The 22672-nt window shown below is 51.9% G+C and carries 21 protein-coding genes; 10 read left to right on the forward strand and 11 right to left on the reverse strand.

What is annotated here, in order from left to right:
* Window positions 1-367 precede the first annotated feature (367 nt).
* Window positions 368-598, reverse strand: a complete 231-nt coding sequence (locus tag B3K89_RS04340) for a NifU family protein (RefSeq protein WP_293895717.1) — start codon at window positions 596-598, stop codon at window positions 368-370.
* Between the two features lie 108 nt (window positions 599-706).
* Between B3K89_RS04340 and B3K89_RS04345 the strand changes: the two genes are divergently transcribed.
* Genes B3K89_RS04345 through radA form a run of 4 tightly spaced genes read left to right on the forward strand, consistent with a single transcriptional unit; the run spans window position 707 to window position 4756 of the window.
* Complete coding sequence (locus B3K89_RS04345; protein ID WP_293895714.1) at window positions 707-1477, forward strand: ParA family protein; 771 nt, start codon at window positions 707-709, stop codon at window positions 1475-1477.
* Complete coding sequence (locus B3K89_RS04350; protein WP_293895712.1) at window positions 1458-2411, forward strand: ParB/RepB/Spo0J family partition protein; 954 nt, start codon at window positions 1458-1460, stop codon at window positions 2409-2411. Before B3K89_RS04345 ends, B3K89_RS04350 begins: the two co-directional genes overlap by 20 nt.
* Window positions 2412-2427: 16 nt before the next feature.
* On the forward strand, window positions 2428-3378 hold the full coding sequence (locus B3K89_RS04355) for a peptidylprolyl isomerase (RefSeq protein WP_293895709.1): 951 nt from the start codon (window positions 2428-2430) through the stop codon (window positions 3376-3378).
* Window positions 3379-3403: 25 nt separating this feature from the next.
* Complete coding sequence (gene radA, locus B3K89_RS04360) at window positions 3404-4756, forward strand: DNA repair protein RadA (RefSeq protein ID WP_293895706.1); 1353 nt, start codon at window positions 3404-3406, stop codon at window positions 4754-4756.
* Window positions 4757-4888: 132 nt separating this feature from the next.
* On the opposite strand, the gene B3K89_RS04365 is transcribed toward radA, so the two are convergent.
* Window positions 4889-6082 (reverse strand): TraB/GumN family protein, encoded by a 1194-nt coding sequence (locus B3K89_RS04365; protein ID WP_293895703.1) that lies wholly within the window; start codon window positions 6080-6082, stop codon window positions 4889-4891.
* An 80-nt stretch (window positions 6083-6162) separates the two neighbouring features.
* Here B3K89_RS04365 and B3K89_RS04370 point away from each other — a divergent pair, with 80 nt between their 5' ends.
* Entirely contained in the window at window positions 6163-7107 is a 945-nt protein-coding gene (locus tag B3K89_RS04370) for a lysine exporter LysO family protein (RefSeq protein ID WP_293895700.1), read from the forward strand.
* Here B3K89_RS04370 and B3K89_RS04375 read toward each other — a convergent pair.
* Window positions 7104-7532 carry a hypothetical protein gene (locus tag B3K89_RS04375; RefSeq protein WP_293895697.1) on the reverse strand — a complete coding sequence of 143 codons (429 nt, stop codon included), beginning with the start codon at window positions 7530-7532 and terminating at the stop codon, window positions 7104-7106. The two genes, B3K89_RS04370 and B3K89_RS04375, sit on opposite strands and share 4 nt — an antisense overlap.
* An 18-nt stretch (window positions 7533-7550) precedes the next feature.
* Between B3K89_RS04375 and B3K89_RS04380 the strand changes: the two genes are divergently transcribed.
* Together B3K89_RS04380 and B3K89_RS04385 are read left to right on the forward strand one after the other, a co-directional pair.
* The gene (locus B3K89_RS04380; protein ID WP_293895694.1) at window positions 7551-8249 is read left to right on the forward strand and encodes a M48 family metallopeptidase; all 699 of its coding nucleotides are present in this window, start codon (window positions 7551-7553) and stop codon (window positions 8247-8249) included.
* 54 nt (window positions 8250-8303) lie between these two features.
* Window positions 8304-9512: an FprA family A-type flavoprotein gene (locus B3K89_RS04385; protein WP_345907121.1), complete on the forward strand. Its 1209-nt coding sequence runs from the start codon at window positions 8304-8306 to the stop codon at window positions 9510-9512.
* A 34-nt stretch (window positions 9513-9546) separates the two neighbouring features.
* Here the strand turns inward: B3K89_RS04385 and B3K89_RS04390 are convergent, their stop codons facing one another.
* Genes B3K89_RS04390 through B3K89_RS04410 form a run of 5 tightly spaced genes read right to left on the reverse strand, consistent with a single transcriptional unit; the run spans window position 9547 to window position 16189 of the window.
* On the reverse strand, window positions 9547-10266 hold the full coding sequence (locus B3K89_RS04390; RefSeq protein WP_293895688.1) for a gamma-glutamyl-gamma-aminobutyrate hydrolase family protein: 720 nt from the start codon (window positions 10264-10266) through the stop codon (window positions 9547-9549).
* A complete protein-coding gene (locus B3K89_RS04395) occupies window positions 10263-11708 on the reverse strand; it encodes an aminoacyl-histidine dipeptidase (protein ID WP_293895685.1) in 1446 nt (481 codons plus the stop codon). Before B3K89_RS04395 ends, B3K89_RS04390 begins: the two co-directional genes overlap by 4 nt.
* A gap of 24 nt (window positions 11709-11732) precedes the next feature.
* Window positions 11733-12917, reverse strand: coding sequence for an N-acetylglucosamine-6-phosphate deacetylase (gene nagA / locus B3K89_RS04400; protein ID WP_293895683.1), 1185 nt, complete (start codon window positions 12915-12917; stop codon window positions 11733-11735).
* A 45-nt stretch (window positions 12918-12962) separates the two neighbouring features.
* The gene (locus B3K89_RS04405) at window positions 12963-14324 is read right to left on the reverse strand and encodes an MATE family efflux transporter (RefSeq protein WP_293895681.1); all 1362 of its coding nucleotides are present in this window, start codon (window positions 14322-14324) and stop codon (window positions 12963-12965) included.
* Window positions 14321-16189 carry a YgiQ family radical SAM protein gene (locus B3K89_RS04410; protein ID WP_293895678.1) on the reverse strand — a complete coding sequence of 623 codons (1869 nt, stop codon included), beginning with the start codon at window positions 16187-16189 and terminating at the stop codon, window positions 14321-14323. The genes B3K89_RS04405 and B3K89_RS04410 overlap by 4 nt, the downstream gene beginning before the upstream one ends.
* A 57-nt stretch (window positions 16190-16246) precedes the next feature.
* On the opposite strand from B3K89_RS04410, the gene B3K89_RS04415 reads away from it, so the two are divergent.
* The 3 genes from B3K89_RS04415 to B3K89_RS04425 all read left to right on the forward strand — a co-directional run bounded on the left by B3K89_RS04415 (window position 16247) and on the right by B3K89_RS04425 (window position 19673).
* Entirely contained in the window at window positions 16247-17176 is a 930-nt protein-coding gene (locus tag B3K89_RS04415; protein ID WP_293895675.1) for a diacylglycerol/lipid kinase family protein, read from the forward strand.
* Between the two features lie 292 nt (window positions 17177-17468).
* On the forward strand, window positions 17469-18893 hold the full coding sequence (locus B3K89_RS04420; RefSeq protein ID WP_293895672.1) for an MGH1-like glycoside hydrolase domain-containing protein: 1425 nt from the start codon (window positions 17469-17471) through the stop codon (window positions 18891-18893).
* Window positions 18894-18896: 3 nt separating this feature from the next.
* On the forward strand, window positions 18897-19673 hold the full coding sequence (locus tag B3K89_RS04425) for a TerB family tellurite resistance protein (RefSeq protein ID WP_293895669.1): 777 nt from the start codon (window positions 18897-18899) through the stop codon (window positions 19671-19673).
* Here the strand turns inward: B3K89_RS04425 and recR are convergent, their stop codons facing one another.
* From recR to dnaX, 3 genes are read right to left on the reverse strand one after another with little or no spacing between them, the layout of a single operon-like run.
* Complete coding sequence (recR, locus tag B3K89_RS04430) at window positions 19674-20264, reverse strand: recombination mediator RecR (RefSeq protein ID WP_214042827.1); 591 nt, start codon at window positions 20262-20264, stop codon at window positions 19674-19676.
* Between the two features lie 2 nt (window positions 20265-20266).
* Window positions 20267-20572 carry a YbaB/EbfC family nucleoid-associated protein gene (locus B3K89_RS04435; RefSeq protein ID WP_293895661.1) on the reverse strand — a complete coding sequence of 102 codons (306 nt, stop codon included), beginning with the start codon at window positions 20570-20572 and terminating at the stop codon, window positions 20267-20269.
* 22 nt (window positions 20573-20594) lie between these two features.
* Entirely contained in the window at window positions 20595-22220 is a 1626-nt protein-coding gene (gene dnaX / locus B3K89_RS04440) for a DNA polymerase III subunit gamma/tau (RefSeq protein ID WP_293895658.1), read from the reverse strand.
* Between the last annotated feature and the right edge of the window lie 452 nt (window positions 22221-22672).

Consider the following 22672-nt stretch of genomic DNA (forward strand, 5'->3'; position numbering starts at 1 on the left):
TATAGTTTAGGCTTTGATGTATTACACCTGAGTACTTACCGATAAGAGGAGATTTCCCCACGCAAATCTGTATCTATTTAAAGAAACATACTCTGATAAACCTGCAAATGGAGCTCCCAGATGCAGGTTTTGCCTGTTTTGCATTGCACAAAAAATTAGAGGTGAAAAAAGCAGTAGTGCACATTCAGTATATTTTGAGGTAGCTCTCTGTGGAAAGGGTTGTGTGATGGTATAGGCGTTTTGTTTCACGTGAAACAATGCATGCAAGCCCTGCAGGGGAGGTATATCCAGGGAGATGCTTTAAGGCATAAAAAAACGTTCCACGGAAAGTTTCACGTGAAACGTTGTGATTCGAAGTATCTGCTTTTTAGAAGTCGGGGGTGTTGACCACCGTGAGCTTCGGATCGACGAAATTGCGAAGGTAGCGCTCAACACCGCTCTTGAGCGTCATCTGGGACATCGGGCAACCAGCACATGCACCCTTCAGGCGCACAGTAACATCGGTACCGACCAGGCTGACAAACTCAATATCTCCTCCGTCATTCTGCAACGAGGGTCTGATGTCCTCGATTGCTCTTTTGACTTTATCTTCTTCCATATACTTTTCCTCCATAGGGTACCTTGAAGATACAATAGAGCCTGAGAAGGGTCAAGGACTCAGCCTCAAGAGGTGACAATGGTTGGATATTTCCGTATAGTACCCAGTATGAGTGCGCAAACAATACTGTTTTTGAATCAAAAGGGAGGGGTCGGCAAAACCACCTCGGCTGTGAATTTGGGATCGGCTTTGGCCCAACACGGCAAAAAAGTTTTGTTGATCGACCTCGATTCACAAGGGAACCTGACCAGTGCCACGTCCATAGACAGCCGGAAAATGGGAATCTATGAAGTAATAGCGGGTCAGTGCAGTGTTCAGCAAGCCATCCAACAAACGCCTATCCAGAATCTGTATGCCATTGCAAGCAATATCAATATGGCAGGATTGAACATAGAGTTGGTGGAAGAACAGCAGCGGGAGTTCTTTCTCAAGAACGCCTTGGCCGGGCTTGATGAGATGTGGGAGTACATCATTGCCGATTGTCCGCCTTCGCTGGGATTGGTTACCGTCAATGCAATGGTTTGGGCAAAGCAGGTGATTATCCCGATGCAATGCGAATACTTCGCCATGGAAGGATTGAATCTGCTCATGAGAACAATCGGCAATATGAAAAAATCCTTGAACCCCGACCTGCAGATCCTGGGAATACTCTTTACGATGTACAGCAAGCGCACGAAGCTTGCCAATGAAGTGGTTGAGGATATTTCCTCCTTCTTTCCCAACTTGGTGTTCACCACCAAGATTCCGAGAAGCATCCGCATCGCCGAGGCCCCTTCGCATGGGCTTCCCATCAATGTGTATGATAGTGCAAGCAGTGGAACCAAAGCATACAAAGACCTGGCAGAGGAGGTAATCGAACGTGTCGCAAGAAACAATTAAGAAACATGGACTTGGAAAAGGAATCGGTTCATTGATGCAGGATTACTCCTTTGATTCGGTTCTCGATACTGCGTTAGGTCTCTCTTCATCCAAATCCGGCCAGGAAGGGTCTCAGAAGGTTTTTGAAGTATCGCTAGAGAACATCCGTCCCAACCCTAATCAGCCTAGAAAGGATTTCAATCAGGAATCCCTCGAAGAGCTGGCCCAGTCGATCAGGCGTGAAGGCGTTTTGCAACCTATCTTGGTTGAGGAAATTGCTCCCGGCCAATACAGCATCGTAGCAGGAGAGCGTCGGTATCGTGCTTCAAAGCTTGCGGGATTGACCAAAATCCCCGTATTGGTCAAGGACTTCACCCAAATGCAGCGTTTGGAAGTTTCTCTCATAGAGAATATCCAACGGGAGAATTTGAATCCGATTGAAGAAGCCAAGGCGTATGCGTATCTCATTCAGGAAGCGGGGATAACCCAAGAGGAACTGGCCCAGAGGATGGGGAAGAACCGCTCGACCATCAGCAACAGCATCAGGCTGCTGCAGCTCAGTTCCACCATGCAGCAGGATCTCTTGCATGGAAGGTTCTCTGCAGGGCAGGCCAGGGCCATCCTTTCCGTCGTCAATCCTGCAGACCGGGAAATTTTGTACCGAACCGTACTGGAAAAAGACCTTTCCGTTCGTGCAACGGAACAATTGGCTGCCCAGTTCAATATGGGAAAGAGGGCTGCTTACCAATCCAAGAAGCGACGTGCAAAGAAAAGCTTGGCAAAATCGCCTGATATCATTGCGGTTGAAGACAAGTTCTTGCATGTGGTGGGATCACAGGTAGAGATAAAAGGTTCACTGGAGAAGGGTAAATTGGAAATTCCTTACACAAACAGTGAAGAATTGGAACGATTGTATCAGCTTTTGGCCCCCGGCCAAGAGCTGTTTGAAGTATAGAAACCAAGGAGATGGAATGGAAACCAAGAATCTAGCAGATGGAGTGTATGCTGTACTGCATACCAATAAAGGCGATATCACCCTGTTGCTTGAACATACGAAGACGCCTATGACGGTGGCCAACTTTGTGGGGCTTGCAGAGGGAACGCTCAATGTACATGGAAACAATAAACCTTTTTACAGCAATATCAAGTTTCACCGGGTGATTGAGAACTTCATGATACAAGGTGGATGCCCCAAGGGAACCGGCACCGGTGGACCCGGCTACACCTTCCCTGATGAAATTGAGGAATCCCTCAAGCATACAGGACCCGGCATCCTGTCGATGGCAAATGCCGGTCCCGGTACAAACGGAAGTCAATTTTTCATCACTCACGTTGCAACCCCTTGGCTTGACGGCAAGCACTCTGTGTTTGGTCATGTTGTAGAAGGCCTCGATGTTGTGAACTCCATTGTACAGGGTGACAGCATCAAGACCGTGGAAATCGTACGCAAGGGTGCCGATGCCGAGGCTTTTGTAGTCAGCAGGGAGACTTTCACCCAGTACGTGCTTGCAGCCGAGGAGAAGAACAACAAGCGTGAGGCATTGGAGAAAGCCAGGTTGGAGGAAGAGCTTAAAAACCGCTGGCCTGATGCAATCAAGACTCCTTCGGGCCTTCGCTATGTAGTGACGAAAGCCGGTGAAGGGAAGAAGAAGCCTGTACATGGACAGAAAGTGACAGTCCATTACACAGGATCCTTGCTTGATGGGCGTGTGTTTGACAGCTCGGTGAGAAGAGGAACTCCTGCCCAGTTTGCCATCGGCGAAGTCATCGAAGGCTGGAACGAGGCCTTGAAGACGATGAGTGCAGGTGAAAAGCGCACGTTGGTCATCCCCCCCGATCTTGGGTATGGGACCATGGGGTATCCCGGGGTTATCCCTCCGAACTCCTATTTGGTGTTCGATGTGGAGTTGATAGCGTTTTAACTATCAGCATTATAAGGAGATATAAGTGAAAGAGAAGGCGATTCAGTATGTCTGCAGCCAGTGCGGAAGAACCGAAACCAAATGGCTCGGCCGCTGTCCGGACTGCGGAAGTTGGAATACCTTCGAGGAGGAAGCCGTACAGAGTGCATCAACCGGAAAACGGGCGGTGATCAGTACGGCAACCAAGCCGATCTCGCTTGGCGAGGTGGTGATCGACCCTCTCTTTCGCTATGAAACCGGCATTTCTGAACTCGACCGGGTCTTGGGCGGGGGCGTCATGCGCGGCTCCTCCATCCTGCTCGGTGGAGAACCCGGCATCGGCAAGTCGACCTTGATGATCCAGGTGCTTGAGAAGTGTTCAGTGGGCCGCAAGGTCCTCTATGTATCGGGAGAGGAGTCGCCGAGCCAGGTCAAGCTGCGTGCCCAGCGGCTGGGCCTGGTGCTGCCTTCCATAGATATTTTTTGTGACACCAGGGTGGAAATCCTGGAGAAAGTGCTTTCATCATCTGTCTATGATGTGGTGGTGATAGACTCGTTGCAGACTCTTTCCAGTGAAGAGATTCCCTCTCCCTCTGGGTCTGTGAACCAGATCAGGTACTGCTCAACCCTTCTGGTCGGCCTGTGCAAACAACTGGGAACCTCGCTCTTTCTTATCGGTCACGTCACCAAGGAAGGCACCCTTGCAGGACCGAAGGTCATCGAGCACCTTGTCGATACCGTTCTCTATTTTGAACAGGTATCCAGTGGGGTGCGTCTTGTGCGGGCAATGAAGAATCGCTTCGGCTCGGTCGATGAGATAGGCATCTTCAGCATGCATGAGAAGGGCTTGATCCCGGTTGCCAATCCTTCTTCCTTTTTCATCACCGATCGTTCTGGATCGGCTCTTCCCCCCGGTATTTCCTATACCCCTGTCATCGAGGGTTCGAGAACCTTCTTGGTGGAAATCCAGGCGTTGACCACCTCGGCCAAGAACGGGTTCAGCCGCATCTATTCAGACCGTATCGATACCGCCCGGGTGACACGGGTTGCAGCAATTTTGGAACGGCATGCAGCCGTGCGGTTAAGCGATCAGGACATCTATGTAAACGTTGCAGGGGGTATGAAACTCAGTGAGGTTTCCATCGAGCTTCCCTTGGCCCTCGCCTTGTGGTCGGCGGTCAGCAACAAGAGCCTTCCCAAGGCTTTGGTCAGTTTCGGTGAGTTGAGCCTGGCCGGTGAAGTGCGCAGCGTAGGCTTTCCGGACAAGCGGGAGAAGGCTGCCAAGGAGCTTGGTTTCAAGCGTTCCTTGCTCCCCAGATCCAGCACCCATTCTCCCTTGATCCAGCATGCCTGCTCAACCATGCGCGAAGCGCTGGAAATCTGCAGTTCTTTGCAGTAAGGTAGTTGGTAAGGTGTGCTTATTTAATGAACAGCAGTAATAAATAATTCTGATAGAAAGGTTTATATATTTCGAAAAATATGGCTGCAGCAAGTCCTGCAGCCATGGTTTTCTATTAGTTAGGAATGCGAATCAACCAAGCATGCTCAGCAGGATGGGGAATACCACCACATTGCCTATGGAAGCTGCAAGGCTTGTATAGAGAAATACCAGCAGGGTGTGGAGCACCCGGTTGCGGTACCAGCCCTTGAAGGTGGTGGCATCGTCGCCGAGTAGTTCAAAGTCTTTTACTTTGGGTTTCCGCAGGGTTGCCTCCATCACGCCGCTGACCATGCCGACCCCTATGGCCGGATGCAGGCTTGTAAGGGGTGCTGACAAAATGCTCACCACCGTATTGATCGGATGTGCCAGGGCCAGGATTGCACCCAAGGCGGTGAAAGACATGTTGACGGCAAGCCAGTAGCCGAACATTTTGATTCCTTCGGTGCTGCCCAGATTGATGAAGCCGTAGAGCAGGATGCCGACAATGAGGATGGGGAAGGCCCAGGAGAGAATCTTTCCCCCGTTGCCGGGTTTGGGAACTTCGCTGATATCGGCAAGGTCGGTACCGACTTTTCCCTGCTCGATCGCCTCCAGGGTTTTGATGATGCCCTTCTGATGTCCGGCTCCGATAACCGCAAGCTTTTTTTGTCCGGGGGCAAGGTAGATGCTGGTGGCTAGATAGCGGTCGCGCTCATCGATCAACACTGCCTTGACTGAGGGAAGCTCCTTTGCCATCTCGTCCATCATATTCTGCATAACATCGGCTTTCTTCAAATCCTCAAGTTCTTGTTCGCTGATTTTCTCATTGCTGAATACTGCACTGATGATGGTGGCGATGAGCTTTGCCTTGTTCCACAGATTGGACTTGCGCCAAGCCCGCTTGAACGTCACTTGGATTTCGCGGTCGCACAGCGAATAGGGAATCCCCTTCTCTTTGGCAAGCTTTGCAGCACTGAGGATCTCTTGGCCGGGGGCGCTGCCGGACTGGTCCCCCATGCGCTTCTGGAAGGAGGCGAGGGCCATGTTTGCAAGCAGCAAAAACCCCTTGTTCTCCTTGATGACTTTCTTGACATCCATGTTGGACCAAGCGTTCTCCTGATCCTTGTTTTTCATCCGTCCGTCATCGAGCTCCAGGCAGATATGGTCGGGCTGTTCGGTTTCAATGGCGAGCTTCACCTCATCCACGCTCTCCTTGGAGACATGGGCAGTGCCTATGAGAAGGATTTGCCTGCCATCTGCGAGGGTGAGTCGGTGAAAGGTATCACTCAGTTTTTCATCAATCATGCAGACAACTATACTCAAGGAAGGGCTGATAAACAAGGGAATTTGACACATAGGTTTGATTGGGGTACAGTTTCGCACACATGGACACACTCTGGTATTTGGCAAAATTGGCTTTGGCCTTGATTATGGGCATGCTTTGCGCACGTGCAGCAGGAATTGACCGCTTTCATAAAAGTGCTGCTTTGTTGCAGACAACCCTGGTTTGGTTGTTGCTGTTTTTCATGGGCGTGAACACCGGCGGCATCGAAGGGATCACCAAAGAGTTTGGGACCATCGGTGTCTCTGCCTTGGTTCTTACCCTCTTGGGGATTGGCGGGACCGTGCTTTTCTCCTTGGTCGTATCCTCCATAGTCACACCGACGGAGCAATCTGAAGGGATCGCAATAGCCAAGCGCAAGGAACAGAGTTTCATACGGCGTCTGTATGATATTGTCAAAGAGCCTCTGATTCTGGTCGGCATTGTCGTTCTTGGCCTGACGCTCAGGTTGACCACCCCCTTGTTTGATTGGTTTCAAAGCTCACTGGTGACGTATCTGCTGTACACCCTGCTTTTCTTCGTAGGCATGGGAATGGTGCACAAGCGGATCAGTTTCAAAGGGGTGTTCGGCGACAAGAGTCTCTTCCTGCTTCCCTTCTATACCATTGCAGGAACGTACCTCGGTGCCTTGTTTGCACCTCTTCTGACTGGCTATACCGTCAAGGAAGCTTGGGGGATGCTCAGCGGGTTCGGCTGGTATTCACTTTCAGGAATTCTCATCAGCGATTTGGGATTCCCGATTCTCGGGTCCATCTCCTTTTTGGCAAACCTGTTGCGGGAAAGCTTCTCGTTCTTCCTCATCCCTTTCTTCGGACGGCTGGGCAAGCGGTATTACCATCCAGCCGTCTGCACAGCGGGAGCAACCAGCATGGATGTCACGCTCGTGTTGCTCTCATCCCACTTTGGGACGAGAACCATGCTTGGATCGATCTACCACGGGGTTGTCATGAGTCTTGCAGCCCCGATCCTGATCCCGCTCTTTTTTTAGCGCACCACCCACAATTGGGCGACGATGGCAATGGCATTCTCCTTGAGCAGGCGGACATAGATGCAGTTCGGTCCGTCAAAGAGCATGGGTATATGGTCCAACAACGTTTGCAGGTCTTTGGTTGGCGCAAGCTGGATGAACTCGTAGCGGCCCGGCTCGATATGATAGACCCCGTCAGGCAAGGGCTGGATCAAGCCGTGCTGCACGGCATACCGGGTATCTTCATCAGGGGGATCCTGGATGCCGCAAAAAAGCAGGTTGCGGGTGGATGAGATGGCGATGCACCCCTCGCTTCCTACTTGTAGGGCATCGAGAAAAATGAGCATCTGCTGATAGGCTTGTTCTGCATCCGTTGTTGAAAATGGTGCCTTTTGATAGGTTATGGGCTGCTGAAGATGCAAAATCATGGACTTGGCTGGTTGCATGGGAGATACTGTAGCAGAATGAAAACACAGGGTAAAGTAGCATCCATTCCCTACACGTTGGAACGCAGGCAATCCAGCCGGCTTATCTCGGTGCGGGTGCTCGGTGATGGGACGGTCAAGGTGAATGCTCCCTACCGGGTATCACTGGCTGCCATTGAAAGGGTGATCGTCAACCATCAGGAAACCTTGCGGCAGGCCATAGTCGAGCAGAGGATGCACCTGCATACTTATCAAAACGGCGATTCCTTCCTGTTTGGTGGAGTGTGGTATGCGCTCGAGCTGAGACAGGGTGCGAAACCGACAATTGCCGTCAATGGTAAAAGTCTGGTGGTAACCTACTGTGGACAAGAGGCAGAGCCGTTGGTGGTCCAGCAACTGGTAAAGGAGTTGTACCGCACGACCGTCAAGGCAAGGCTGGAGCCGTTGGTCTTGTTCTGGGCGCTGCGGCTCGGTCTTCCCAAGCCCCCCTTCTCGGTTCGTGACAGCAAGAGCCGGTGGGGCAGCTGTTCGGCGAAAGGGCGACTGAATTTCTCGTTGCGCTGCCAGATCCTGGATGATGTGCAGCTCTCCTACCTGGTGCTGCATGAGTTGGCCCATCTGGTGCATTTCAACCATTCCAAGGATTTCCATGCCCTGCTGGCCTTGCATATGGACAGCTACAAACAGGTCCAAGCCTCCATATTTGCTTTGCAAAAGCAAAGCCTGTTCCATCTTTGATTCACAACTTTCAAAATATTGTGTATCGTATAGCGAGTAAGGAGATGCAACGAAATGAAACCTGACAGATTAGCTGACGGAGTCTATCGAGTTGCCGCAAAAATCGGCAATCGTGACCTGTTTGAAGGAATTTGGCCCATTCCGGATGGAGTTATGTTGAACTCCTACGTGATCAAGGGCAGCAACAAGAGCGTATTGATCGATATGGTGAAGGACTGGGATGGAGCCTTGGCAGCAGTCGATCAGCAACTTGAATCCCTCTCGCTTGCAAAGGGAAAACTTGATTATATCGTTATCAACCATATGGAACCCGATCACACCGGCTCAATGGTCAAGATTGTAGAGAAGTATCCAGATGTACAGATCCTGTGCAGCGACAAGGCCGTGAGCCTGATCAAGCACTTCTACAAGATTGAAAAGAATGTCCGTGCCGTCAAGGATGGGGAAAAGCTCGACCTTGGTGGGAAGACCCTTCAGTTCTTTATGACTCCGAACATCCATTGGCCGGAAACCATGATGACCTTTTTGATGGAGGATGGGATTCTTTTCAGCTGTGATGCGTTCGGTTCGTTCGGACGATACGACAAGTGCTTTGACGATGAACAGAGTGAAGAGGAGCTGGTTCATCTGGCAAGCGAGACAGAGCGTTATTATGCCAATATTATCTCCTCCTTCTCCTCCTTTGTCCTCAGGGGTATTGCGAAGCTTGATGGACTGGACATCAAGGTGGTGGCACCCAGCCATGGAGTGGTATGGAGATCCGAGCCGAATAAAATCATAGATTGGTACAAGCGTCTGGCTACGTACATGCAGGGGCCCAGGGAGAAGGAAGTGACGGTAGTCTGGTCCAGCATGTACGGCAATACCGAAGCCCTGCTCTCTTCCATCGTCGAGGGGATCAAGAGCGAAGGCGTTGTCGCCCATGTTCTGCAGGTGCCTCAGACTCATGGGTCCTTTGTGCTTGAGAAGGTCTGGAGAAGTGAGGGATTGGTCATCGGCATGCCGACCTACGAATACAAGATGTTCCCGCCTATGTATCATGTACTGGACATCCTGGAACGCAGCCATGTGCAGGGACGCAAGACGCTTCGCTTCGGTTCCTTCGGATGGTCTGGAGGGGCTCAGAAGCAGTTTGATGAGTTCGCCACGGCTATGAAGCTCGACTGCAAGGGGGTAATCGAGTACCAAGGTTCTCCGAGTGAGGAAGACAAGAAGAAAGCCTATGAGCTTGCCAAGGCAATGGCAAAGGAAATCAAAGGCTGAACACTCAGGAAAGTCCGGAAACTCCCGGACTTTCTCATGCAAGGGCTTTGTTGATGAAAGCCTCAAAGAGGCAATCCATCTCGCTTCCCATCGCTTCCGGGTGCCACTGCACCCCTGTGCACCACGCTCCACTGGAAAGCTCGATTGCCTCGATCGACCCGTCTGATGAGAACGCGGTGACTTTGCAGTCCGTCCCGGGTTTTGCAATACTTTGGTGATGCAGGCTGTTCACCCCGAGGGAGTCTGTCATAAAGAGCTCGGAGAGGATGGAATTGGGTACAACTTCCACCTGGTGGCTTACACAGTCCCATCGTTGGTAATCAGGGTGGATGATGGGATTCACACTTTGGAGACGATAATCCTGGAACAGCGTCCCTCCCTGGGCTACGTTGATCAACTGGGTGCCCCTGCAGATTCCAAGAATCGGTTTGTTCAGCTTGCGGGCTATATGAAAGAGCTGGATCTGATAGCGGTCACCATCCAGATCGGAAGGGCCGCACAGTTCATGCCTCTCTTGGTGGTAGAACGATGGATCAATATCGGGACCTCCGGGAAGGAGGATGCCGTCGCATAGGCCGACCATGCATTCCAAGTCGGCCTGCGATGCGATGGGAAGCAGGATCGGCAGGGCTCCTGCCTTCTGCAGCTTTGCCAGATAGCCTTCGTTGGTGAACAGGCGCCTGAAGGTGGGAAAGGCGGAAGTGGGAGGAGCCTTTTCAAGCACTCCTCCCAAACCGATGACCGGCTTGCTCATTCGATGATGGACAGCAGGTGGCGGGTGAAGCCGCTGATGCGCTCAACCGACGATATGGAGAGCCTCTCCTTCACCGAATGTACATCATACATGTTCGGACCGAAGGAAACGGAGTCCATTCCTTCGATTTTGCTGTTGATGATTCCGCACTCAAGACCGGCATGGATTGCCGTAATCTCGGGTTTCCTGCCGGTGTACTCTTCATACGCCTTTGCGCAGAATCCGGTGAGGGCGGAGTGGGGATTCGGCTTCCAGGACGGGTATGCACCTTCAAAACCCACCTGGGCGCCACTCAGCTTGAAGACTGAAGCAAATCGATGGGCGATGTCGTCCCGGGCGGAGAGCACCGAGGAACGATGACTGGATATCACCTTGAAGCACTCCTCCTCCAAACGCATGATCGCCAGGTTGGTCGACGTCTCAACAATGCCCGGAATCGACATGCTCATGGCGTCCACACCATGTGGTGCGGCATAGACGGCTGTAAAGAACCGGCGGCTCACTTGTTTGTCGACGGCCTGCAAAGGAAGGTCGGTCTCGACCAACGAGAGTGCAAGGCCGGGATCGGAAATTTCATATTCTCCTGCAAGTTCCGCTTGAACCTTTTCAACCAATGATCTAAGAAGGGGCTCGTCCTTGGTGTTGATTACAAATGTTACTGTACACACGGAAGGAATGACATTGCGCTTGGTTCCGCCTTCGGCCTTGCATACCTGGAAGTCGGGTCCTTGGTGCAATACTCTTGCTGCAACCTTGATTGCATTGGCTCGCTGTTTATGGATTTCCGCTCCACTGTGGCCTCCGAGCATGCCGTTGGCAGTCAGGATGAAGGCCTTGCTTGCGCTCTCCACCTTCGTCCACGTCACCGGCATGGATGAACGGACCTCGATACCCCCGGCGCAACCGATGTACAGAACACCTTCGTCCTCACTGTCCAAGTTGATCATCAGGCGGCTGTTCACATGCTTTTGCTCGATGTTGAAGGCACCGGTGAGGCCTGTCTCCTCGCTGACGGTGAAGATTGCCTCGATCGGCCCATGCTTGCAGGAAGGATCGGAAAGGATATCCATGACAAGGGCGATTGCAATGCCGTTGTCTCCACCCAAGGTGGTGCCATCGGCTTTGAGGAAATCACCGTCACGAACCAACTTGATCGGGTCTTTGGTGAAGTCGTGGTTGCTGCCTTCCTCCTTGACGCATACCATGTCCATATGCCCCTGCAAGGCGACCCAAGGTCTGTTCTCATACCCCTTGTACGCCTGCTTGCGGATGATGACATTGCCTATGGTGTCGACGAGTGCCTCGAGGTTGTGCTCTTTGGCGAAGGCCAGCAAAAACCTGCGTACACCCTCCTCGTTGCCCGACTCCCTGGGAATGTCTGAAAGATCGGAAAAATAGCGCCACAGATTCTCGGGCTTCAGGCCCTGTACTGCTTTCTGCATCTTGGATACTCCTTACTGTGTGTTTCAGGCAAAACGGTCCCTGATCAGGTTGCCGTCGATGAACAGCCCTTTCATCTGAAGGTTCTGGTCGAGGACCACCACATCGGCCTTGTAGCCGGGGACCAGCATACCTTGCTTGGAAAGGTTGTATATGCGTGCCGGATTGGTTGAACTCATCTGGCTGGCCTGCTGGATGGGAACCTCCCACTCAACAACATTCTTCAAGCCCTGCAACATCGTAAGCCCGCTTCCAACAAAGAGGTTGGGATCCTTGGTACTGATAAACGCACCGTCGCTGCCCAAGGTCACATCCATGCCGTTTGCCTTCAAGCTTCCCGTTCTCTGCTTGGTGGGCTTCAGTGAATCGGTGATCATGACGATATTGTCCAAGGGTTTTTCCCTGAGCAGCATCTTGACCAGCTCAGGGTGCACGTGGATGCCGTCGCAGATGATTTCGCACTGCATCTCGCGCTGGATGAGAATGGCCCCCACCGTACCCGGGTTTCGATGGTGCAGGCGGCTCATGGCGTTGAAGAAATGGGTGGAGTGGAAGATGCCGCACTGCATGCCTTCCATAATGTTTTCGTAGGTGGCGTCTGTGTGCCCTGCAAGAAGAACGATGTTCCTTTCACGGGCCAGGAGGGCTAGTTCGCGCATGTGCTTGAGCTCCGGGGCTACCGTCATGCACAAAACCTTGCCTTTCCCTGCATCGATGAGCTGGTTGAAAACATCCAGGTTGACCGGAAGCACCCCTTCCGGATTCTGAGCTCCAACACGGGCCATTGAGATGAAGGGGCCTTCCAGGTTGACACCCAGGATCTTGGCGCCTTGCTCGCTTCCCATGGCTTCAACGATGCTCTGGATGCTTGCAAGCATGGCGTCCAGCTTGTCGGTGTAGACGGTAGGCATGAAGGCGCTGACTCCAAAATCAGCAAGGCGCTCGCTCATCCCCAAAATGGAGGAAGCCTTGCAGTCCTCAGTGCCGAATCCCCCGATTCCATGAATGTGAGAGTCGATGAATCCGGGCATGATATAGGAGCCCTGCACATCAATCATGATGGTATCGGGGGGGAAGTGTTTCTCCTCCAATCTTCTCATATTGAAGATGTCCCCGATCTCTCCTTCCTCATTTATATAAAGGGCGCAATTCTTGAGTTTTGCATACCCGGTTACGACAGTCCCGTTGGTCAGTACAGTTCTCAGACTCATAAGGCACCTCTCTTGGGTAAACTATACGTTCATATTGTACACAGGTCAATGAAGCTCGGTCAGGTCGTTGACCCAAGTCCCCTTTTTGATGCGGTACATGCCAAGAATCAGTTTGGAGACTTCTTCCATTCCCAATAACAGATAGAGCTGGTAGATGTTCAATTTCAGGACCAGGGCGCCGAAGAAAGCGAGAGGAACCCCGACGGCCCAGACTCCGAACATCTCTGCGAACATCGAGTAGCGGGTATCGCCTCCGCTGCGCAGGATGCCGACGATGATGACCATGTTCAGGCTCTTGATTGGAAGCAGGGCGGCGTTGATGTACAGGCAGTAGATGGCAAGTTGCCGCACCTCGGCACGGATGTTGAAGAATTGGGCAAAGACCGGCGCAAAGAAAGCCTCAAACAAGCCCATGACGACGCCTACGAAGAAGGCGGTGGTGATGAAGCGTTTGGCATACAGGCGTGCAAGCGGGATCTGTTTCTCGCCGATCTTCACCCCGATCATGATCAAGGTGGCGTTGCTTACCCCCATCATGGCCACAAAAAAGAGGTTGCCGATCGATTCCGCTACGTTGATGGCTGCAATAGCTTCTATTCCCATCCGGCTGTATGCAATCTTATAGGTAGTCATGCCCAAGGCCCAGAAAAACTCGTTGAGAATGACCGGCAGGCTGGTGGGCAGGATGTGCAGGATGAATTTCTTGTTCCAGATGAATGCCTGCCTGCTTCGGATTGCAATGACCGGGTGGCGCCTGTAGACAATGTACAGCAGTGCAAGCATCTCGACCAGACGGCTGACAGTGGTTGCCAAGGCGGCTCCCGCAACACCCCATTGGGGGAATGGCCCGATACCGAAGATCAAAAGGTAGTTCCCGATTGCATTCAGCGAAAGGGATACGAGTGCGACCTGCAGAGGGATTTTTGCTTTTCCGATGACCCGCAGCGCAGTTGCCATGATCTGGCTGAACGCTGAGAAGAGGTAGCTTATGGCAACGATTTTCAGGTAGGAAATCCCGATTTGGACCACCGACTCCTCGGTGGTGAATATAAACATGATTCGGCGAGGGAAAAAGAAGGAGGCTAGAGCGAAAAACAGGGCCCCGACACCGGCAATAAAGAGGGAAATGCCCAGGACTTTCTGGATGTTCGTCTCATTGCGGGCTCCCCAGTACTGGGAAAGGAAGATTGCCGAGCCGCTGGTCACCCCGAAAAAAAGGAGACTGATCAAAAAGAACATCTGGTTTGCCAGTGCGACCGCGGCAATGGACGACTCTCCTAGTTGGCCGATCATCAGGGTGTCGACGAAGGACAGGGAGTTGTTGAGCAGGCTTTGTGCCACCACCGGAAGGGCGATGGAGAACATCTTCAGATAAAAATCCTTCCGTTCTGAAATCTCTCGAATCACGTAGTATACCGTCTTGCAAGGAGAATCCTCGTCAAGTCCTTTCTGTTTGCTTTGTCCAAGGCTTCAAGAACCAAGGCCCTGTTTTCTGGTTTGTTGTACTGCAACAGAGCCCGTTGCAGGGAACGCTCACGTCCTTTGGGAATGTGGATGGATGCAAAGCGCTTGCCAGGTCGCGGATCGAGGCCAGTATAGTACATACACGTTGAGACTGTCCCGGGGGTAGGATAGAATTCCTGCACCTGGTCGGGAATAAAATGCGTTTTTTCCAGGTACAGGGCCAAGGTGATGGCATCCTCAAGAGTGGAGCCCGGATGAGCAGCGATGAAGTAAGGGATGAGATACTGTTTTTTCCCTGCCTGTTCGGTTGCATCCTGATACAGGGTGCTGAAGGCATCGAAAAGCTCGGATCGGGGTTTTCCCATCGCATCCAGTGCCGCGGGACTTACATGCTCGGGAGCCACTTTCAATTGGCCGCTGACATTGTTGCGTACCAGATGGTGCATGAAGCGCTCGCGGGTCTGCTTGTCGCATACTTGGAGTAAATAGTCATATCGGATCCCGCTTCGGATGAAGACCTTCTTTACTCCCTTCACCGCTTCCAAGGCCTCCAACAGGTCCAGATAACGGCCATGGTAATCCTTTAGGTTGTTGCACGGCTTCGGCCAAAGGCACTCTTTGGCAGGGCAGGGGCCGTTCTCAAGTTGTTGGTCGCAGGCAAGCCCCTGAAAGTTGGCAGTCGGCCCTCCCAGGTCGTGGATGTACCCTTTGAAGGCCCGATGAGCTGTCATCCGTTCGGCCTCCTTGACCAGGGAAGCCTTGCTTCGGGTTTGGATCATCCTTCCTTGGTGGTTGGTGATGGCGCAGAAGGAACAGGAGCCGAAACAGCCGCGGTTGCTGGTAAGGGAGAACTGGACCTCCTTGAGTGCAGGGACGCCTCCTTCATTCTCATAATCGGGGTGGGCGTCCAAGGTGAAGGGCAGTTCATAAAGACGGTCGAACTGTGCTTCATCAAGGGGAAGGGCGGGAGGATTCTGGACGACCAGCCGGTCCATGCATGCTTGGATGATGCGCTTGCCCCTGATGGGGTTCTGCTGCATCAACTGGATTTGGAAAGCCTGGGCATACGCCAGCTTGCCGCTCTCGGTCGGAGTATTGGACTGCTTGTCCCGGTCGCCGACTTCCTCGAAGGAAGGTATTTCGATGGTGTTGAACAAGAGCTCTTGGAACTTGGCTCTGGATGTAGCATAAACAGTCCCTTGGATATCGACCATGTCCTGGATTGATTCTCCCCCATCAAGACGCTTGACGATTTCCAGGCTCTGGCGTTCCCCCATTCCGTATACGAGCAAGTCGGCCTTTGCATCGAGGATGATGGGCTTGCGTACCTTGTCGGTCCAGAAGTCATAATGGCTGAGCCTTCTCAGTGATGCTTCCAATCCTCCGATGATGATGGGAACATCTGATCCGTACGCCTGTCTGGCTTTTGCCGTGTAGACAAGCGTGGGTCGGTCGGGTCGGAGTTTTGCTTTTCCGCCGGGGCTGTACTCATCCTCGCTGCGTGGTTTGTTGTTTGCGGTATAGTGGGAGACCATGCTGTCGATATTTCCCCCGCTTATCATGCAACAAAGCCTGGGTTTTCCCATTTTGAGAAAATCTTTGGTTGAGTTCCAGTCGGGTTGTGCGATAATACCCACACGATATCCTTCACTCTCGAGCAATCTAGCCAACAATGCGGCTCCAAATGAGGGATGGTCTACGTAGGCATCGGCACTGATGAAGGCGATGTCGATTTGGTCCCAGGACCGTGCATGCAAATCTTCCTGTGTAGTAGGGAGAAATGCTGAGCGAGGGGCATAAGTTTTCACATCGCCATGATAGGGTATTGCCCTACGGGTGTAAATAGCTGTAAGGAGCCGGATTACATGCAGGATAATGAGCTCTTCGTGATACTGAATCCACATGCTGCAAAGGGAAAAGCGAAGCAGCAGGAAGATATGATTCGCACCCTGCTTGGTGCAGAAGGAAAAGTGGTTGTGCTTTACCACACCGAGATTGGGAACGGGGCGGAAAGGGCCGCATACCAGGCGGCAATGGATGGACGCAAGGTGATCATCGCCGCAGGTGGCGATGGCACGGTGAATGAGGTGGCCAACGGCATCCTCAAGGCAGTGACTGCCCATAAGATCCAGGCTCCCGCCCTAGGGGTCATCCCCATCGGCAGGGGCAATGATTTTGCCTGGGGGATGAAGATTCCCAAACCGGTGAAAGATGCGTGCAGCGTAATTCTTGCCGGCAAAACCCGAGTCATCGACGCCGGGGTTACGTATGGGGGAAAATATCCTGAAGGTCGCTTTTTCGTCAACGGGCAGGGGGTTGGTTTTGAACCCTTGGTCAACTTTCTCGCCAGCGACTTCAAGCATGTCTCGGGTACCTTGAGCTATGTGCTGGCCCTCATCAGGATTCTCATGCACTATCCTGCTCCCTACGATGTCGAGCTCAGCCTTGATGACCAGGTCCTCAACCTCAAGACGCAACAGCTGAGCATCTGCAATGGAAGAAGGATGGGCTCGGCCTTTCTCATGGGTCCCGATGCCCTTTTCGATGACGGGTACTTTGATGTGGTCTATGCCAATGCCCCGATTCCCAGTAAAAGAATGGTTCCTCTTGCGCTGACTTTCCTGTCAGGCAAGCAGGTTGAGCAGAAGGAGTTCAGTGTCGCCAGGGTGAAGAAGCTTGTGATGAAAAGCCGCGACTTTCCCATGCCGGTGCATGTGGATGGCGAGGAGATTTCGAAAGGATGCATGGCTTTTCGTACCGAACTTTTGGAAAGTATTCTTCCTGTATTCTGCTGAGGGTTGGGAAAATTCGTAAAACCGTGTCTAGAGGTTGGCAACGTATGATTCATCAGCTATAGGATTGCAGTTTTCTGAAAAAACCACTCTTTTCTTTTGGCTTACAATTAGCTATTATGTAAATGATTAAAAATATGTATCTCGATAAGACTATGGGTTTTCTAAAAAAATATGACCGTTTCTGATTCTTGGCGTGTATCTGATTGACTTCTCATAAAAGAGAGTATATCTTTAAAAATGCGCGTCTTATGTAGTTTTCCAGTGTTTACCTGCTAAGTAAGGAGTTCCCAATTTGATAAAGGATATGGTGCCGTTCGTACATTTTTATGATCAGGATTTTGTCGATATGTATGACAGATCCTGGGTCTGGATTGACGAACTCTGGAAGAGTGGAACCGAGGCCAACGGCTTTAGCGGTTCCTATCTTTCATATCCTGGCCAGACAACCTTCAATCAGTTTCTTTCCTGTTTTTCTTCCTTGTTTTTGGTCTACAGCAATCAGAACAACTCGCCGTTTCCCTTGCTCGACTATTTCTACCAGAAACAAGAGAGCAATGGTGCAATCCGCAGCGATTACAGCATTGAGGATGGGAAGCCGGTTTTTAATGCGAATAATCCGGAGGGTATTTCGCCCCCCCTTTTTGCCTACGTTGAATTCAGTTTCTATCACAAGATTGGAAACAAGAAGCGGCTTAAGGATATCGTGCCCATTCTGGAGAAGCACTATGCTTGGATCCAGACAACCTTCCAGAAGCCCAACGGCCTCTTCTCCGTGCCTGTAGAAGCCTGTCAAAGCGGCAACATTCCCCGTTCTCATATGTATTATCCGCTTGACTTCAACGCCCAGCTTGCCGTCAACGCTCTCTATATGTCCGCCATCGGTGACATTCTCAACGACAAGGAGCTGAGTTTCCGTTACAAGCGGATATACTTCTCCCTCAAGACAAGAATCAACAGCCTGATGTGGGATCCGGCGACCAACTTTTATTATGATTTGGATATCAAGGAGAACCGCATCACCAATAAGTTCATCGGTGCGTATTGGGCAATGCTTGCCGAGATTCCCAATGATGAGCGTGCAGCCTACATGATTGATTATCTGCACGACCCGAATGAGTTCGGGACCGATAATCCGTTCCCGGGCGTTCCTGTTTCCTCTCCTGCTTTCAGCGAGGAGGGAAATGGTCACTGCGGTGGTGTCCTCAGTGTAAATACCTTCATGGTCGTCAAGGCTCTCGAGAAATATAAGCAGTTCGTATTTGCCCGTGAGTGCGCCATCAGGCACATGTACTTTTTGCTCGATACCCTGCATCCCGATGCTGAAACTATCGGTGATGTCTGGGAGGCATATCTGCCCAACAAGGAAGGCTACTCAAAAACCACTGAAATCGCAGATTTCCCCCGCAGAAGGCTCATGCCCTATGCCGGGCTGGTTACCATTACCTTGATGATTGAGAATATCATTGGCTTGGATATCTCGCTTCCCCGAAAGACGGTCAATTGGGTGATGCCCACCCTCGAGGCAATGGGAATCGAAAACCTCTCGCTGAAGAGGAATATGATTACCATCCTGAGCAACAAGACCGATCGTGGTTGGGAGATTCGCCTGGAGAGTGAAAAACTCTACTACTTCACCATCGAGATCCTGGGAGAGAACAAGAAGAAGACCCTTCCCATTCCTTCCGGCAAGTGCTCGATGTTGATCGATAAGCTCTAAATTATGGCTTGGCTTGGCAAACTCTTTGGAGGCACAGTCGGCTTCATGTTCGGTGGTCCTCTCGGCATGATCGCCGGCATCGCCTTCGGCCATATGTTCGACAAGGCCGGTGAGGTTGGGACAGAGGGCAATCAGCGAACACAATTCAATGCCTACACATCCCTCGACCGCGAGCAGATGCTCTTCTTCGTCGGGGCTTTTTCGATGCTTGCACGTATTGCAGCCGCCGATGGCTCGGTCTCATCACACGAGAGACGGAAGGTGGTGGAGTTCATCCGCCAGGACTTGCGGCTGGGGCCTCGTGAGGAGGATGCGGCTCTCAGGGTTTTCGATGCCGCCCTGACCGGTGGAGGGACCCTCGAGCAGTTCGCAACCCAGTTTTATCAGAACTTCAGTCATGCTCCCAATATTCTGCAGCTGATGATCGATATCTTTTATCGGGTGGCTGCCGCCGATGGACAGATCAATCAGCGTGAAGAGGATATGATCAGGCGGGCTTCGCAGATTTTCCACCTGCCTGAAAGCTTTGTGGATATGCTGTGCAGTCGGTATGGCGGATGCACCAGTGCAAGTGACAAGGCATACGCAACCCTCAACATCAGCCGGACGGCCACCGATGATGAGGTCAAGCGTGCCTACCGGAAGTTGAGCATCGAGTTCCATCCCGATTCGCTTGCATCAAAGGGAATGGGCGAGGAGTTCCTGGCCCATGCAACAGCAAAGTTTCGCGAGATCCAGGAAGCCTACGACTCCATCAAGAAAGAACGCGGCATTAAGTAACTAAAACCGGACTCTTCCCCTCAACGACCGGGCCAGGGTGATTCTGTCTGCATACTCCAAGTCTCCCCCGATGGGCAGCCCGCTGGCAAGGCGGGTGATGGAGAGCTCGGGATGATGCTTCAGGACATGGCGAAGGTATAAGGCGGTGGTATCACCCTCTTCGGTGGGATTCGTGGCAATAATGAGTTCACTAAAGCCGCCTTCATCGATACGCTTGACCAGCTTGGAGAAGGATAGATGTTCCGGCCCGATACCGTCCAGGGGGCTTATGGCCCCTCCAAGGACATGGTACAGCCCGTTGTAGGCTCCACTTGACTGCAGGGTGAGTACATCCTGCGGCTGTTCGACAACGCACAGCTGGGTCCGGTCACGACTGCCGTCGCTGCAGATGGGACAAGGATCGTACTCGGTAAAGCTTCCGCATACTGAACAGGGAAAAATCTTGTCCTGGATGGTTGCAATCGCTTCTGCAAGTGTGGTGTTGTATCCCTTGTCCGTCTTGATCAGATGATAGGCCAGGCGTGAGGCACTCTTGGGACCTATTCCGGGCAGGCGTGAGAGGGTTTGGATGAGGTTCTCAAGCGCTGTCATGCTCAGGCCTGTGTGAACGAGGAAGCATACTTGATACCCTCGCTCTGGATTTTCTGTTGAATTTTTGCACTTGCATCGTTGAATGCGCTGCTGATCAAAACCTGCAGTGTCTCGATGTCCTGTGAATCAAAAAGTTCCTTGTCGATATGTACGTCGGTGACAATGAACTTTCCATTGAGGGTCACTTCAACCATTCCGGCTCCGGCGCTTCCGGTAGCTGTGATGGTGGGAAGCAGGTCCTGCATCCGTTTCATGTTTTCCTGGATGCCCTTCATATTCTTGAGCAGTTCAAATGGATTCATATCCATAGATTTTCATCCTCGCTTGTTGCTATTGATGCTTGACTTCCCCACGGAAGACCGAAGCAATCTTGGAGATTACCGGATCATCGACGGTGGGAGCTTCTTGTTTGACTTCCTCAGCGCATGCAAAGTGCACCGGCCCCTTGAAACCGGTGATTTCAGTGATGAGGTCGCGGAATTTTGTTTCATGTTCCTGTGCCTTGTTCTGACAGAACGAGGTGGAGAATGTAAGGAATAACGATCCCCCTTCGTTATGCACCTCTGTTATAGCTTGTGCAACTTGGGAGAGCAGAGGTGCACTGGACAGCTTGCTTACCAGAAGCGGCAGATCCTGCTTGCTGAAGTCCCTTGCCGTCATTTCCTGCTTTATAGGAGGTGGAGGAGGCGCAGCTGCGGGTATCGCAGCAACGCTGGAAGAAGCTTCAGGCTTTACCTTGGGCTCGACGACTGCCTGGGTTGCGATGAGGTCGGGTTGAACTTCAAGCTTGCGTGCGGGAAGTTTCACACTCCCGCTGAGCAGCTCTTCTCGAAGCTGGGCGATTTTGCGGACCAAGGCAGTCGGACTGGCAATATGGGGAAGGCCGGCAAGCCGCGATATGGCGAGCTCCAGTTCGAACCGGGGGTTTAATGAGTAGCGGATGTCGCGATAGAGCTTGAGAAACAGCTCCAAAGCAGCTTCCAGCTGCTCGGTCGTATAGGCATTTCTCAGGGAGAGGGGAATCCTGTCGGACTGGATGCCGAGAATTGCATCTTCCACCACTCCCGCCTTGATGAAGAGCAGGCTTCTGAAGAACTGAGTAAAGTCCTTGATGCACTGTTCCACCGAGACTCCGGCAAACAAGAGTTCCTGGACTGCATGGAGGGCCTCCCGAGTCTTGTTCTCCAACAAGTGGCTGACTATGGCGACAATTTGGTCGATGCCGACCAAACCCAGCTTGCTGCTGATTTTCTCCATCGTGATGTGGCCCTGAGAGAAGGAGACCACTTGGTCAAAGAGTGTGTAGGCATCACGCATGGAGCCGGTCGACTCTTTTGCAATCCAGAAGAGGGCATCCTCATCGGCCTGTACTTCCATCTCGGCTGCTGCTTCCAAAAGGCAGCTCTTGATGAGGTCGATGTCGATAAGTTGGAAATGGAACTGCTGGCAGCGTGACCGGATGGTTGCCGGCACCTTCTGAAGTTCCGTCGTGGCGAAGATGAAGATTATATAGGCCGGGGGTTCTTCAATAGTCTTGAGCAGCGCATTGAAGGCGCTGGTGGAGAGCATGTGCACTTCGTCGATGATGTAAATCTTATATTTGCTTGCTTGGGGAGGAAACAGTACCTCGTCCTTGATTTGGCGGATATCATTTACGCTGGTGTTGCTTGCACCGTCGATCTCGATGACATCCACGTTGTTGCCTTGGGTGATCTCCCTGCAATTGGAGCACACCCCGCAGGGGGTTGCCGAGGGGCCCTGTTCACAGTTCAGCGCGCGGGCCAGGATGCGGGCGGATGATGTTTTCCCGACTCCCCTGGGGCCGCTGAACAGGTAGGCATGGGCAATCCTTCCCTGCTCTATTGCATGTTTGATGGTGGAAACCACGAACTCCTGACCCACAAGATTATCGAAAACCTGGGGTCGTTTCCTGGTTGCAGTTACTTCATATGCCATGAGTGCTCCCTTGCAAGCGTACTGTGCGAGTATACCATACTTTGCTTCGTAGGGGTAGAAGCTCAAGAAAGTGTTGGCGTTGTTCAGTGATAATAGCTCTATCCGGCACTAATAAGTCCAGGTTGCTTCCATTCCCGTTTTACCCAACATACAGGGAATTCTCTGTCATGATATGACCCAGCACGTAGGTGAAATTCCTTTAGACAGCCACACGGATACTGGTGTCTCCATGGATTGAACTCAATTCTTCAATAGAATGAATTTTTCCTGCAGCCGGGGCATAACCAGAGACTTGGATAGTTTTGAGTATTATTGGTTCCAAGTAAATATGGTCGGGGGGAAAGGTATGCGAGCCTATCATTCCCAATGGATAGACTCTTCTCAGGTCTGGTTCTGGAATGGGTAATACTGTAAACACTGGATTTTCTGTTACTGCTGGAAGGTTCTTGTCG

The organism is Sphaerochaeta sp. UBA5849, assembly GCA_002432715.1.
Lineage (GTDB): Bacteria > Spirochaetota > Spirochaetia > Sphaerochaetales > Sphaerochaetaceae > Sphaerochaeta.

Excerpts from the sequence above, each read along its gene's own strand:
- B3K89_RS04340 (WP_293895717.1), bottom strand. The coding sequence starts at position 598 with ATGGAAGAAGATAAAGTCAAAAGAGCAATCGAGGACATCAGACCCTCG.
- B3K89_RS04345 (WP_293895714.1), top strand. The coding sequence starts at position 707 with ATGAGTGCGCAAACAATACTGTTTTTGAATCAAAAGGGAGGGGTCGGC.
- B3K89_RS04355 (WP_293895709.1), top strand. The coding sequence starts at position 2,428 with ATGGAAACCAAGAATCTAGCAGATGGAGTGTATGCTGTACTGCATACC.
- B3K89_RS04365 (WP_293895703.1), bottom strand. The coding sequence starts at position 6,082 with ATGATTGATGAAAAACTGAGTGATACCTTTCACCGACTCACCCTCGCA.
- B3K89_RS04370 (WP_293895700.1), top strand. The coding sequence starts at position 6,163 with ATGGACACACTCTGGTATTTGGCAAAATTGGCTTTGGCCTTGATTATG.
- B3K89_RS04375 (WP_293895697.1), bottom strand. The coding sequence starts at position 7,532 with ATGCAACCAGCCAAGTCCATGATTTTGCATCTTCAGCAGCCCATAACC.
- B3K89_RS04380 (WP_293895694.1), top strand. The coding sequence starts at position 7,551 with ATGAAAACACAGGGTAAAGTAGCATCCATTCCCTACACGTTGGAACGC.
- B3K89_RS04385 (WP_345907121.1), top strand. The coding sequence starts at position 8,304 with ATGAAACCTGACAGATTAGCTGACGGAGTCTATCGAGTTGCCGCAAAA.
- B3K89_RS04390 (WP_293895688.1), bottom strand. The coding sequence starts at position 10,266 with ATGAGCAAGCCGGTCATCGGTTTGGGAGGAGTGCTTGAAAAGGCTCCT.
- B3K89_RS04395 (WP_293895685.1), bottom strand. The coding sequence starts at position 11,708 with ATGCAGAAAGCAGTACAGGGCCTGAAGCCCGAGAATCTGTGGCGCTAT.
- nagA (WP_293895683.1), bottom strand. The coding sequence starts at position 12,917 with ATGAGTCTGAGAACTGTACTGACCAACGGGACTGTCGTAACCGGGTAT.
- B3K89_RS04415 (WP_293895675.1), top strand. The coding sequence starts at position 16,247 with ATGCAGGATAATGAGCTCTTCGTGATACTGAATCCACATGCTGCAAAG.
- B3K89_RS04425 (WP_293895669.1), top strand. The coding sequence starts at position 18,897 with ATGGCTTGGCTTGGCAAACTCTTTGGAGGCACAGTCGGCTTCATGTTC.
- recR (WP_214042827.1), bottom strand. The coding sequence starts at position 20,264 with ATGACAGCGCTTGAGAACCTCATCCAAACCCTCTCACGCCTGCCCGGA.
- B3K89_RS04435 (WP_293895661.1), bottom strand. The coding sequence starts at position 20,572 with ATGGATATGAATCCATTTGAACTGCTCAAGAATATGAAGGGCATCCAG.
- dnaX (WP_293895658.1), bottom strand. The coding sequence starts at position 22,220 with ATGGCATATGAAGTAACTGCAACCAGGAAACGACCCCAGGTTTTCGAT.